This window comes from Actinoplanes oblitus, from assembly GCF_030252345.1.
In the GTDB taxonomy this organism is placed as follows: domain Bacteria; phylum Actinomycetota; class Actinomycetes; order Mycobacteriales; family Micromonosporaceae; genus Actinoplanes; species Actinoplanes oblitus.
The window spans coordinates 4,348,706-4,362,456 of record NZ_CP126980.1 but is presented as its reverse complement, the minus strand read 5'-3'; the positions used below and the strand labels follow the sequence as shown (position 1 = coordinate 4,362,456).

Below are 13,751 nucleotides of genomic sequence, written 5' to 3'. Positions count from 1 at the left end.
GTCCGCCCGATGTTCGGCCGCAGACGATGCTGTTCATCAAGACGGAGCGGGAGATGGCCACACCACATCCGGCGGAAACCGAGTCAGCCCGTTCAGCTGTGCGCGGGTCAGCTGCTGTGCTGTCAACCCGACTGAGCTGCTCACATCCGCACCTTGCAGATCCGCGCCTGCGAGGTCCGCGCCTGTCAGGTTCGCGCCGGACAGGTCCGCGCCCCGCAGGTCCGCGCCGGACAGGTCCGCGCCCTGCAGGTACGCGCCCTGCAGGTCCGTGGGGGTCAGGTCTGCGTCGCTCAGCTGCGCGCGGCGCAGGTTCGCGCCGGTCAAGTACGACCCGTGCAGGTCCGCGCCGGTCAAGTTCGCGCCGAACAGGTCCGCGTGGTTCAGGTATGCGCCGCTGAAGCTCGCGTCGGTCAGGTACGCGCCGGTCAAGTTCGCGCCGGTCAAGTTCGCGTAATCCAGGTCCGTGCCGTGCAGGTCCACACCGTTTAGGCCTGCTTCGCGAAGGTCCGCGCCGCGCAGGCTTGAGTTCCCCAGGTCCGCTCCGGTGAGGTCCGCACCGTACAGGTCCACGCCAGGCAGGCCAAGGATGACGTTGGACAGGTCGAGGGGCTGTTCAAGCGGATTAGGTCGGTAGCCGAGAACGGTGACGGCGGCGCGGACATCGGCTGGCGACGGGGGAACCACCTTCGGCGGCGTGGCGGGGCGGGGGGCGTGGGTGTTCACGAAAGCGCACAACACGTGGACAACTGCGCGCTCATCCACCGGGGAGTCGAACATCAACCTCTGCAGGGCGTAAATGCCTCCCAGACGAATGGAGAGCTTGTCCCGCTTCTTGTTGTCCTCCTGGCCCAGCTGACCGATCGCGGCGGTGAACCGGTCCGCGATCTGTCCCTGCAAGGCGAGTTTCTGCTGGCTCAGACCAAGTTGCTGTTGTTTGCGGTTGGCGTCGTTGGTGTAGAACAAGCCGGCCGCCACCAAGAGCACCGATACGAGGCCGGCAACCGTGGTCACGGTCGTACGCCAGTCAAGCCCCTTCACCGTTTCATCGGTACGCGCGTCTGGGCGCCTTCGGCTGGGTGACCAGTAGACGGCCGGTGGCATCGCGGCGTCCAGCTGGCGCCGTTGTCGCACTGCGCGGGACGACGCGGTGGGAGCGAACCACGCCGAAACCCAGGCTTGCCGGACGCCTTTCCAACGGTTGCGCAAACTTCGCATACCTCTTAGTGGACAGGTCCGGGCATCGGAGGCACTTACTGGATCAGACGAAATAGACCATCCGAGCCCACATCACTGCTCAGACGACGGCCATGGCCGTCCGCCGGTGGCCGGAAACGTCGACCCGAGCCCGGCCGCAGGCCCACTTCACCACATCCGGGTCGGCGTGCGACAGCCTCATCGAACACTCACGGTGTCACCCGGAAGGGGGATCGGTCGGCATTGCCCAGATAAACGACGCAGAGCCAATCATAGTGATTGAGTACCCGATCGCCATCGCATCGACCAACGAGTGGGATCGGAACAAAGACATGCGCGTTCGCTTCATCTGTCACGCCGCACTTGCTGCGGTCACCGTTGCGGTGCTGAACGTAAACCCGCAGGTTCGCGTCAGGGCGCCTCTCAGCCTGTCATCGGTTGTCGTGCCATCGGTGACCTTGCAGGCATCAGAATCTGTGCCGATCGCCGGAAAGCCAGGCAAGCGCCGGCATCGCCCGAGTTGGATCTGGAGATTCTTCGGTGCGACCCTGCCCGCTGTCACTTGCTACGACAAGTTGCGCGCCGGAGGCAGTAAACCGACAGTTGTGCTGGACCGCCTGTTAGACCCGCTGCTTCTCTGCTTCGAGGGGTTCACGCCAAAGGACAAGCCGGTCATGCGCATCATCGCGCCGGACGGCACAGCGACCGAATGGCCAGCCGTTAGACACAGTGGTGACTTTTGGGCCTGGACCTGGAACGGCGGCGAGGAGGTCCTGGGCGCCCTGCCGCACCCCGGCACTTACCGATTCGAGGTGACTGCCGCGGAGACGCCGACCACTTTTGGCGTCATCGAGGCCAAGTCGGCGTCCGCGCCGCAAGTCTACTTCTCGGATGTCGATGTCATTCATCCCGGTGAAACGGTCTCCGCCATGGTGGTTGGGCGCCAACCCGAGTCTGCTATCTTCGCCAGCCTCTATGGCAAGGAAAGATCCAAACGGCTGCAAGTGGTTCACGATTTCCCGCCAGCGATCGCCGACCAATGGGGTGAGGGTGTCATCCGATGGACCGTCACGGACGAGCCGGACGGAGCCTACGGCTTCTTGGTGGAGACGCCCGACAATGACAGGCACGACGCGTGCCTTCAGCTCATCGCATGCACAATGTTCCGAGTCAGGCGTTGAACTGAAAGCCATCGCGCTGCTCGCCGGGAGTGGCGGCTCGAGAGGTACGTCGCGGAAGGTCGGCACCACCACGACCGACTCCGGCAGCACCTTCCTGATCGCCGGATCAGCCGATCGGGCTCTGGATCACTTTGAGCCGGCCGAAGGCGGTCAGCCCCTCCATGCCGCCCTCGTATCCGTATCCGCTGAGTCCACGGCCGGACAGGGGGGACATCGGATCGGCGCCGGAGGTGCAGTTGACCGATACGCGGCCGGCGTTCAGCCGCCGGGCCAGCGCCGTCGCACGGTCGGAGCCACCGAAGACGAAGGCGCCCAGGCCGAACGGCGTCGCGTCGGCGATCGCCACGGCCTCGTCGTCATCGCTGACCGATAGCACCGGCGCGACCGGGCCGAACGGTTCCTCCTGGAGGATCTCGGCATCCGACGGCACGCCGGTCAGCACGGTGGCCGGGTAGTACCAGCCGGGGCCGGACGGCAGCCGGCCGCCGGTGACGGCGGTCGCGCCCCGCCGTACGGCATCGGTGACCAGGGCGTGGACAGCGTCCCGGCGGGCCTCGGTCTGCAACGGTCCCATGGTTCCGCCGGGGCGGCTGTCCGTCTCCGGCACCGCCGCGCTGAATCGTTCGACGAACTCGTCGTGGCGGCGTTCGTGCACCAGGAACCGGCTGGGGGCCGCACAGCTCTGCCCCGCCGAGGCGAATTTCGCCCGGACCAGCGCCGGGACCGCGGCGGCCAGATCCGCGTCGGGCAGGATCACCGCGGGCGCGTGAGCACCCAGTTCCAGGATGCACTCGGCCAGGTGGGCGGCGGCACCGGCGGCGACGAGTTGCCCGGTCCGGGGTGAGCCGGTGAAGGTGACCACAGCGAACTCGGGCCGGGCCACCAGGGCCGCCGACCCGGCCGCGTCGGCGTTCACCACCTGCAGGACGTCCGGTGGAAGGCCGGCTTCGACGGCCAGTCCGGCGATGGCGTGCACCACCGACGGCGCGGTCTCCGGCGCCTTGACGACCACGGTGCACCCCATGGCCAGAGCCGGGGCGAGTTTGCGGGCCAGCACGACGGCCGGGAAGTTGCCGGCGACGATGGCGAGCACCGGGCCGGCCGGTTCGGTGACGACACATCGGGCGAGTCCGTCACCACCGTCGATGGCGCGTTCGGCGGCGGCCCCGGCGGCGGCCGACGCCGTCCAGCGCAGGGTGTCGACGGCCCGGTCCAGTTCGGTCTCGGCTTCGGCCCGGGTCTTGCCGGCCTCCCTCGCGAACCGGGCGCCGAGCTCGGCGGGCCGATTGGCGAGCGACCGGGCGAGTCCGGTGAGGACGGCACACCGGGTGGGCAGCGGGGTGGCCGCCCATCCGGGGGCGGCGGCCCGTGCCCGGGCCGCGACGGCGGGGATCCCGCCCGGGGTGAGGAGGACGACGTGACCGATCGTGTCACCGGTTCGGGGGTCGTGGACGGCGGACATCGTGCTCCTCACCTCGGCGGAGAAGGCGGCGGGACGGCAGCGGGAAGGCGGCGGGAGGGCGTACGGCACGCGGGCCGGTCAGCTCCAGGTGACCACGGTGCGGTCGTCGCGGAAGGCCATCATCGCGGCGAGCGTGGTACGGGTCTGCTTCTCGGTGGTGTTCGGTTCGACGGCGTGCACGTGGGCGCCGTTGAAGACGTAGACGTCACCGGGGTTCACGTCGATCCACTTCGACTCGTAGTCCTTCAGCAGTTCGGCCGGGTAGGGCGAGCCGGTGTATTCGACGCCCAGGCTGCGCTTGCTCTCCAGGTCGGGCTGGACGTTCCAGTAGACGAGCCGGCCGCCGCCACCCTTGTTCTCCAGGCAGATGTTGAGCGCGCCGATCGGGTTGCCGAACACCCCGTTGCGCTCGAAGTCGGCCATCTGCGGGTCGGAGCACTGCGAGTCGTCGTCGTGCGGTTCCAGGGCGAACGCGCCCCGGCCGTGCCAGGAGCGGAACAGGGCGATCGCGGCGATCCGGCCCTCGTGCTCGGCCGGCCGGACCACGGCGCCGCGTTCGGCCAGCACCGCGCCGAGCCCCGCGTAGAACTGCTTCATCGGGTCGCCGGGCACGTCGAGCAGGTCACGCAGGATCGGGTTGGCCGCCGCGGCCTCGTCCAGGTACTGCGCGGTCGGCTTGTTCCAGGTGTACGCCCCGATGTAGTAGCCGGGGGCCTCGGCGCCGCGTACCTGGCGGTGCGGGCTGTCCCAGAAACGCCGGGAGATGTTCGCGGCGACATCCAGGGGCACCATGCCGCGGAATACGACTCCGGCGCACCGGCCCTCGAGGACGTCGAGGACGGCCTCCGGAACGAACTCCTGGTACTCGCGGAAGGTGAAGTAGTCGGCGTCGCCGGACCATCCGGTGATCGGCCTGGTGGTCACGCTGCTGGTCATCTCGGAACTCCTCGGTCGGTGGGAGAGGCGGGTGTTCGGTCAGTCCCAGGGGTTGTTCAGGGTCGGGCTCGGGCTCGGGGTGACCACGACGGTGGCCGGGGCGGGCGTCGTGGCCGGCTGTCCGGTGTCACCGGCGAACGCCGCTGAGGCGCCGAAGAAGATGACGGCCGTGGTGGCCGTAGCGGCGAGAGCGAAGATCTTCACAACGGTCTTGCGGGCCATCGTCTGCTCCTCTGCGGTGTTCCCTGCGGTGATGCCGAAAAGCTAACGACGACCGGAATCTCGGCTCTATCTCGGCAGTTATCTCGCCGCTATCTCGGCTTTTTCGCGGTGATAGCGGCCCGCGTCATGCCGCGTTTCCGCCGGTACAGCCGCTGCGAGGTGCCGGAACAACTGCCGCCGTACGCCGGTGGGCGCCGATTGAATGACGGCAATGCCTCGCCGGACGACAGCACAGGAGGAGGGATGAGCCTTGTCGAACAGTGCCGAGCACGAGAGCTTCGCCGGGACGGCGGTCATCGCCGGGCTCGGCGCGTACCTGCCGGATCGGGTGGTCAAGAACGATGAGGTCGCCGAGCGACTCGGTGTCACCACCGACTGGATCAGGGACCGGACCGGGATCGAGCAACGGTTCATCCTGGACCCTGCCGGGGCCACCTCGGATCTGGCCGTGGAGGCCGGCCGGCGAGCCCTGGAGTCCTGCGGGAACCCGCGGGTCGATTTCCTGATCCTGGCGACCTGCACGCCGGACCATCCGTTCCCGGCCACCGCCCCGGCGGTCGCCGCCCGGCTGGGATTGCCGGGGATCGCCGCGTTCGACCTGAACGCCGCCTGCTCCGGTTTCGTCTACGCGCTGTCGGTCAGCGCCGGCATGCTCGCCTCCGGGAGTTACCGCACCGGTCTGGTGATCGGCGCCGACGCCTTCTCCACCCTTCTCGACCAGAACGACCCCATCACCGCGCCGATCTTCGGTGACGGCGGCGGCGCGGTGGTGGTCCGGGCCGGCCACACCGGCGAGCGGGGCGCCGTGTGTACGCAGGTCCTCGGCAGCGACGGCGACCTGCTGGACCTGATGAAGACGCCGGCCGGTGGTTCCCGGCAACGGTCCGCGGGGGTGGCCGGCGACGCCGACAACAGCTACTTCACGATGGCCGGCCGGGCCGTCTTCAAGCACGCGGTGAACCGGATGAGCTCGGTGTCCAGCGCCGTGCTGGACCGGCTGGGCTGGTCACCCGGCGAGGTCGACCGGCTCGTCGCGCACCAGGCCAACCGGCGCATCCTGACCGCGACCGCCGAGGCGATCGGCATCGCACCGGAACGTGCCGTGATCAACGTGGACCGGGTCGCGAACACCTCGGCGGCGTCCATCCCGCTGGCCCTGGTCGACGCCGTGCGCTCCGGCACGTTGACGCCCGGCGACCGGGTGCTGCTCGCCGCGTTCGGCGGCGGCGCCACCTGGGGCGCCACCGGGCTGATCTGGCCCGATCTGACCCTGGCCGCGTCCCAGCCGGCCATCTGACCCGGACCGCATCCGCAGTCGCCCGAGAAACCGGGAGCAGTCGCCCGGGAAACCCGAGAGAGGAACAACAAGATGATCACCACCATGGAGAGGGTCACCTCGATATTCCGGCAGCAGGCTCCCGACGTGGAAGTGCCCGAGATCGTCCCGGAGCACCGCATGCAGGACCTCGGCATCGACTCCCTGACCTTCGTCCACATCCTGCTGCAGATCGAGAAGGACTTCGCCATCGAGTTCAGCGACGAGGAACTCGCCGTCGTGGAGAGCGTCCAGGACATCCTCGACCTGGTCGTGCAGAAGGCCTGACCCGCGCCATCGACGGCGGCCCACCGCATCCTTCCGGTACCCGGTGGGCTGCCGCCGTCTCCCTTGCGTCACCCACCTTTCGTACACAAATGGGGGTTTCATCATGTCCGATCCGTCCACCGGCGTGCGCCCGCTGAACGCGGCGCAGCGGGGCGTCTGGTACGCCCAACGGATCGATCCCGGCAACCCGGTCCACAACATGGCCGGCTATCTGGAGATCCGCGGTCCGGTGGACGTGGCCGCGCTGTCGGCAGCGGTGACCGCCCTGGTGCGCGAGGACGAGACCGCCCGGCTGCGGTTCACCGAGGCCGACGGCGCACCCGCCCAATATCTGGCCGCCGCCGCCGAGTTCATCCCGGAGATCCACGATGTGAGCGGCGAACCGGATCCACACGCCGCCGCGCTGCGGATCATGCGCGCCGACCTGGACCGGCCCGTCGACCTGGAACACGACCGGCTTTTCACCTACCAGATCCACCGGCTCGGCCCGGAGCACTTCCTCTGGTACGGGCGGGCCCACCACCTCATCCTCGACGGTTACAGCGCCACCATCCAGCGACGCCGCACCGCCGAGCTGTACACCGCGCTGGTCACCGGCGCCGACGTGGGTACTCCGCTCGGCTCGTTCACCGCCGTGCTCGACGAGCAGGAACGTTACGCCCGCTCCCCGGCACGGCAGCGGGATGCCGCGTACTGGCGGCGGTCGATGGCCGACGCGGTCCCGCCCGCCCCACGCGGACGACCCGAGCACCGGGTGGTCCGCCGGGTGACCAGGGTCGACGAGGAGGGTCTCGCCCGGCTCCGCGGATTCGCCGACCGGGCCGGGGTCACCTGGCAGCAGGCACTGATCGCGGTGACCGTGCTGCACCGCCGGGTGTGGACCGGAAACGATCACGTCGTGCTGGGCCTGCCGTTGCCCGGACGGCTGGACGCCCACGCGATCCGCACGCCCGGGATGACCGCGAACGTCATGCCGCTGTCGTGCCGGGTCGACCCGGCCGAGTCCACCGCGCAACTGGCCGCCCGGGTCGCCCGGGAGGCGCTCCGGGCCCAGTGGCATCAGCGCTACGACGCCGCCGACCTCCGGCGTGACCTGGGCTGGACGGCCGACCAGGGCCGCGACTTCGGCCCCATGATCAACTTTGTGCTCGGTGACGAGCACGACGACTTCGCCGGGCTGCCGGCCCTCTACCACCTGCTGTCCACCGGCGGCACCGTCGCCGACGTGGCGCTGACCGTCACCCACCATCCGGAGGGCGGCCTGCGCATCGACGTCAGCACCGACACGGCGTACGAAAAGGCTCTCGATCTCGACGCCTACCAGCGCACCTTTCACCGGGTCCTGGCGGACGTCACCGGCCGGCCCGATGCCCCGGTCGCCGAGATCGGGGCGCTCGACACCGCCGAACGCGACCTGGTGCTCCGGGATTGGAACGACACGGTGGTGCCGGTGGACGACATGTCACTGCCGGCGATGTTCGCAGCCCGGGTCGCCGCCGATCCGGGCGCCCCCGCGATCCACGGTGACGGCGTCACCCTGACCTACGCCGAACTCGACACCGCAGCCAACCGCCTCGCCAACCACCTACTCGCCAACGGTGTGCGCCGCGGCGACATCGTCGGCGTCCTGCTACCCCGAGGCATCGACTTCGCCGTCGCCGTACTCGCCGTCACCAAAACCGGCGCCGCCTACACCCTGCTCGACCCCGACTTCCCGAACGCCCGACTCACCCGGGTGCTCACCGACACCCGCGCCACTGCCCTGATCACCAACGACACCCTCGCCGGACGGACAACCGTCGACTGCCCGGTCATTTGTGAAACAGGCGACAACCCCGAAGACCCCGGCATACACGTCGATCCCGGCGACGCCGCCTGCGTCATGTTCACCTCCGGATCCTCCGGCACCCCCAAAGGCGTACTGTCCCCGCACCGCGCCCTGACCGGCACCCTGACCGGACAGACCTACACCGACTTCGGCCCCGGCCAAGTATTCCTGCAATGCTCACCGGTCTCCTGGGACGCGTTCTCCCTGGAATTCTGGGGCGCCCTCGCCTTCGGCGGACTATGCGTCCTGCAACCCGGACAACGCCCCGAACCCACCCTCATCGCATCCCTGGTCCGCGACCACGCCGTCACCATGCTGCAACTGTCATCCGGACTGTTCAACCTGCTCGCCGACGAATACCCACACGCCTTCGACGGCGTCCACACCGCCTTCACCGGCGGCGAAGTCTCCTCACCCAGCCACGTCCAACAAGCCCTGCGACACCACCCACACCTGCACGTCGCCAACGCCTACGGACCCGCCGAATCCATGGGCTTCAGCACCACCTTCCCCATCCCGAACGGCTACCCCGACACCACCCTGCCCATCGGCCGGCCCATCGCCAACAAACGCATCTACCTACTCGACAACGCCCTACGCCCCGTCCCGATCGGCGTCGTCGGCGAGGTCTACCTCGCCGGCATCGGCCTGGCCCACGGCTACCTCGGCCAACCCGCCACCACCGCCACCCGCTTCATCGCCAACCCCTACCACCCCACCGACCGGCTCTACCGCACCGGCGACCTCGCCCGCTGGACCCCCGACGGACAACTCACCTTCACCGGCCGCGCCGACCACCAAGTCAAAATCCGCGGCTTCCGCATCGAACCCGCCGAAATCGAAACCGCCCTCCTGCAGCACCCCGACATCACCCAAGCCGCCGTCCTGGCCACCCCCGACCACCTCACCGGCTACATCGTCGGCACCACCGACCCCACCACCACCCGCACCTGGCTGCGCCAACACCTACCCGACCACATGATCCCCACCACCATCACCATCCTCGACCGCCTACCACTGACCCCCAACGGCAAACTCGACCGACGCGCCCTCCCCCAGCCCGATCCGAGCTCGGCGGCGGGCACCGGCCGCAGCGCCCGGGATGCCCGCGAGGAGATCCTCTGCGGCCTCTACGCCGAGGTGCTGGGTGTCGCCGAGGTCGGTGTCGACGACGACTTCTTCGATCTGGGCGGGCACTCCCTGCTGGCGGCCCGGCTCGCCGCCCGGGCCCGGGGCATCCTCGGTACCGAGCTGAGTATCCGCGACGTCTTCCAGGCGCCGACCGTCGCCGCGCTGGCCGCAAGCCTGTCCGACGCGGGCCGCGCCGGTGTCCGGCCCGCGCCCGTCGCCGGGCCACGCGGCGAGCACCTGCCGCTGTCGTACGCCCAGCGCCGGCTCTGGCTCACCGACGCCGTGCAGGGGCCCGGCACCACCTACAACGTGCCGATGGCGATTCCGCTGCACGGGCGGCTGGACGTCGGCGCGCTGACCGCCGCCCTCACCGACCTGACCACCCGGCACCAGGTGCTGCGGACCGTGATCGGTACCGTCGGCGACGAGCCCTGCCAGCGGATCCTGGCCCCGGAGCCGGTCGACGTGGACCACATCCCGGCCACCGCCGGCGACCTCGACGAGCTGCTGACCGCGGCCGCCGGGCACGTCTTCGACCTGGCCGCCGAACGGCCGCTGCGGGTCACCCTCTTCGACCTCGGTGACGACGAGTACGTCCTGCTGCTCCTGCTGCATCACATCGCCACCGACGGGCAGTCGCTGCGGCCGCTGCTCGACGACCTGGCCACCGCGTACGCGGCCCGGTGCGCCGGCGCGGCCCCCGGCTGGGCGCCGCTGCCGGTGCAGTACGCCGACTACACGCTCTGGCAGCGTGACCTGCTCGGCGACCCGGCCGACCCGGACAGCCGCCATGCCACCGACCTGCGGTACTGGACGACGAACCTGAACGGGCTGCCGGACGAGATCGGTCTGCCGCTGGACCGGCCCCGGCCGGCGACCGCCGACCACCGGGGCGCCGCGGTACCGGTGCGGGTCGAGCCCGCGCTGGCCGACCGGATCCGGGTGGTGGCCCGCGAGCAGCGGTGCACCCCGTTCATGGTGGTGCAGGCCGCGCTCGCCCTGACGCTGAGCCGATTCGGCGCCGGCACCGACGTCGCTCTCGGCACTCCGGTGGCCGGGCGTACCGATCCGGCTCTGGACCCGCTCGTCGGGTTCTTCGTCAACACTCTCGTGCTGCGGACCGACGTCTCGGGCGACCCGTCGTTCGGCGAGCTGCTCGCCCGGGTCCGCCGGGCCGACCTGGACGCCCTGGCCCATCAGGAGCTGCCGTTCGATCAGCTGCTGGAGGCACTGCAGCCGGTGCGGTCGCTGGCCCGGCACCCGCTGTTCCAGGTGTGCCTGGGCTTCGACGACGCCACCGACGCCGAGCTGCGGCTACCCGGACTGCGCGCCGGCCGGGGACGTGTCGTGGCCACCGGCGAGACCAAGTTCGACCTGGAGTTCCTGCTGCGGGACGAGGGCGCCGACGGCATCGGTGGCGGGCTGCTGTACCGCACCGCGCTCTTCGACCGGTCCACCGCCGAACGTCTGCTCGCCGGGCTGGTGCGCACCCTCACCCAGGTGCTGGCCGATCCGGATCAGCCGATCAGCGCGGTGGACGTGCTCACCCCGACGGAGCGCGCCGCCGTCGTCCAGGACTGGAACGACACGGTGGTGCCGGTGGACGACATGTCACTGCCGGCGATGTTCGCAGCCCGGGTCGCCGCCGATCCAGGCGCCCCCGCGATCCACGGCGACGGCGTCACCCTGACCTACGCCGAACTCGACACCGCAGCCAACCGCCTCGCCAACCACCTACTCGCCAACGGTGTGCGCCGCGGCGACATCGTCGGAATCCTGCTACCCCGAGGCATCGACTTCGCCGTCGCCGTACTCGCCGTCACCAAAACCGGCGCCGCCTACACCCTGCTCGACCCCGACTTCCCGAACGCCCGACTGACCCGCGTGCTCACCGACACCAAAGCCACCGCCCTGATCACCAACGACACCCTCGCCGGACGGACAACCGTCGACTGTCCGGTCATTTGTGAAACAGGCGACAACCCCGAAGACCCCGGCATACACGTCGATCCCGGCGACGCCGCCTGCGTCATGTTCACCTCCGGATCCTCCGGCACCCCCAAAGGCGTACTGTCCCCGCACCGCGCCCTGACCGGCACCCTGACCGGACAGACCTACACCGACTTCGGCCCCGGCCAAGTATTCCTGCAATGCTCACCGGTCTCCTGGGACGCGTTCTCCCTGGAATTCTGGGGCGCCCTCGCCTTCGGCGGACTATGCGTCCTGCAACCCGGACAACGCCCCGAACCCACCCTGATCGCATCCCTGGTCCGCGACCACGCCGTCACCATGCTGCAACTGTCATCCGGACTGTTCAACCTGCTCGCCGACGAATACCCACACGCCTTCGACGGCGTCCACACCGCCTTCACCGGCGGCGAAGTCTCCTCACCCAGCCACGTCCAACAAGCCCTGCGACACCACCCACACCTGCACGTCGCCAACGCCTACGGACCCGCCGAATCCATGGGCTTCAGCACCACCTTCCCCATCCCGAACGGCTACCCCGACACCACCCTGCCCATCGGCCGGCCCATCGCCAACAAACGCATCTACCTACTCGACAACGCCCTACGCCCCGTCCCGATCGGCGTCGTCGGCGAGGTCTACCTCGCCGGCATCGGCCTGGCCCACGGCTACCTCGGCCAACCCGCCACCACCGCCACCCGCTTCATCGCCAACCCCTACCACCCCACCGACCGGCTCTACCGCACCGGCGACCTCGCCCGCTGGACCCCCGACGGACAACTCACCTTCACCGGCCGCGCCGACCACCAAGTCAAAATCCGCGGCTTCCGCATCGAACCCGCCGAAATCGAAACCGCCCTCCTGCAGCACCCCGACATCACCCAAGCCGCCGTCCTGGCCACCCCCGACCACCTCACCGGCTACATCGTCGGCACCACCGACCCCACCACCACCCGCACCTGGCTGCGCCAACACCTACCCGACCACATGATCCCCACCACCATCACCATCCTCGACCGCCTACCACTGACCCCCAACGGCAAACTCGACCGACGCGCCCTCCCCCAGCCCGATCCGAGCTCGGCGGCGGGCACCGGCCGCAGCGCCCGGGACGCCCGCGAGGAGATCCTCTGCGGCCTCTACGCCGAGATCCTCGGGCTGCCCACCATCAGCATCGACGACGACTTCTTCGACCTGGGCGGGCACTCCCTGCTCGCGGCCCGGCTCACCGCCCGCATCCGCGCCGCGCTCGGCGCCGAACTGAGCATTCGCGACATCTTCCAGGCGCCGACCGTCGCCGCGCTCACCGAACGACTACCGGCAGCGGCCCCGGCGAGGGCCCGCCCGGCACTGCGGCGCCGCACCGACGCGGGCGTACCGCTACCGAGCTAGACCGCGCACCGACCGATCGACAGGAATGGAGCCATCGTGGGCCACGGACACTCCGCCCCCGACGACGTCGTCTGGGTTCTGCCCGGCGACGACAACGTGCCGCACCGCACCTCGCTGCTGATCCTGCCGCACTCCGGCGGCAACGCCCACGCGTACGCGCCGTGGCGCGAGCAACTGCCACCTCACGTACGCCTGCTCGTCGGCCAGTACCCGGGACGCGGCGCCCGGTTCAGCGAGCCACTGCCGGAGACCATGGCCGACCTGGTCGAGCCGGTGCTGGCCTGCCTGCCGCCCGGGACGGACGACCTGGTGGTGCTCGGTCACAGCATGGGTTCGCTGGTCGCGTACGAGACGGCCCTCGCCCTGACCCGGGCCGGCCGCCCACCGCGTGCCCTGGTCGTCTCCGCCTGCCGGGCGCCGTTCCTGCCCAACCCGAGCCCGGTGCACCCGGCCGCGCTCGACGACGACGCCCTGATCGCCGCGATCAAGGAACGCGGCGGCACCGAGAACGGCATCCTCGACGAGCCCGAGCTGCGGGAACTGCTGCTGCCGTCGATCCGGGCGGACTTCGCCATCGACGACGCCTACCAGCGCGCTGAGGCGCCGAAGCTGACCTGCCCGGTGATCGTCCTGGGCGGCGACAGCGACCCGGTGGTGCCGGCCGCCGCCCTCGGCCGGTGGGACGAGGTCACCTCCGGCCCGGTCACCACCCGGCTGCTGCCCGGCGGCCACTTCTACTTCCAGGACCAGCTCGGCACGTTCCTCACCCTGGTCACCGGCGTGCTCGACGCCGTGCAGACCCAATTCGCCTGACCCGACAAGACGGAGGTTCTC

At 69.9% G+C, this 13,751-nt stretch carries 9 protein-coding genes; 5 read left to right on the top strand and 4 right to left on the bottom strand.

The genetic code is table 11. The annotated features are described in order from the left end of the window. Window positions 1–36: 36 nt before the first annotated feature. Window positions 37–1,011 carry a pentapeptide repeat-containing protein gene (locus tag Actob_RS19525; protein ID WP_284921707.1) on the bottom strand — a complete coding sequence of 325 codons (975 nt, stop codon included), beginning with the start codon at window positions 1,009–1,011 and terminating at the stop codon, window positions 37–39. 458 nt (window positions 1,012–1,469) lie between these two features. Between Actob_RS19525 and Actob_RS19520 the strand changes: the two genes are divergently transcribed. Further along, a complete protein-coding gene (locus Actob_RS19520; RefSeq protein WP_284921706.1) occupies window positions 1,470–2,375 on the top strand; it encodes a hypothetical protein in 906 nt (301 codons plus the stop codon). Between the two features lie 106 nt (window positions 2,376–2,481). Here the strand turns inward: Actob_RS19520 and Actob_RS19515 are convergent, their stop codons facing one another. The 3 genes from Actob_RS19515 to Actob_RS19505 all read right to left on the bottom strand — a co-directional run bounded on the left by Actob_RS19515 (window position 2,482) and on the right by Actob_RS19505 (window position 4,995). Beyond that, window positions 2,482–3,837, bottom strand: a complete 1,356-nt coding sequence (locus Actob_RS19515; RefSeq protein WP_284921705.1) for an aldehyde dehydrogenase family protein — start codon at window positions 3,835–3,837, stop codon at window positions 2,482–2,484. 78 nt (window positions 3,838–3,915) lie between these two features. Then, on the bottom strand, window positions 3,916–4,773 hold the full coding sequence (locus Actob_RS19510; RefSeq protein ID WP_284921703.1) for a 2OG-Fe(II)-dependent halogenase WelO5 family protein: 858 nt from the start codon (window positions 4,771–4,773) through the stop codon (window positions 3,916–3,918). Window positions 4,774–4,812: 39 nt separating this feature from the next. Then, window positions 4,813–4,995, bottom strand: coding sequence for a hypothetical protein (locus tag Actob_RS19505; RefSeq protein WP_284921702.1), 183 nt, complete (start codon window positions 4,993–4,995; stop codon window positions 4,813–4,815). A gap of 250 nt (window positions 4,996–5,245) precedes the next feature. Here Actob_RS19505 and Actob_RS19500 point away from each other — a divergent pair, with 250 nt between their 5' ends. The 4 genes from Actob_RS19500 to Actob_RS19485 all read left to right on the top strand — a co-directional run bounded on the left by Actob_RS19500 (window position 5,246) and on the right by Actob_RS19485 (window position 13,730). After that, window positions 5,246–6,292, top strand: a complete 1,047-nt coding sequence (locus Actob_RS19500) for a beta-ketoacyl-ACP synthase III (protein ID WP_284921701.1) — start codon at window positions 5,246–5,248, stop codon at window positions 6,290–6,292. A gap of 72 nt (window positions 6,293–6,364) precedes the next feature. Beyond that, window positions 6,365–6,598 (top strand): acyl carrier protein, encoded by a 234-nt coding sequence (locus tag Actob_RS19495; RefSeq protein WP_284921700.1) that lies wholly within the window; start codon window positions 6,365–6,367, stop codon window positions 6,596–6,598. 103 nt (window positions 6,599–6,701) lie between these two features. Beyond that, a complete protein-coding gene (locus Actob_RS19490; protein WP_284921698.1) occupies window positions 6,702–12,917 on the top strand; it encodes a non-ribosomal peptide synthetase in 6,216 nt (2,071 codons plus the stop codon). Window positions 12,918–12,953: 36 nt separating this feature from the next. Continuing rightward, a complete protein-coding gene (locus Actob_RS19485) occupies window positions 12,954–13,730 on the top strand; it encodes a thioesterase II family protein (RefSeq protein ID WP_284921697.1) in 777 nt (258 codons plus the stop codon). Window positions 13,731–13,751: the final 21 nt, after the last annotated feature.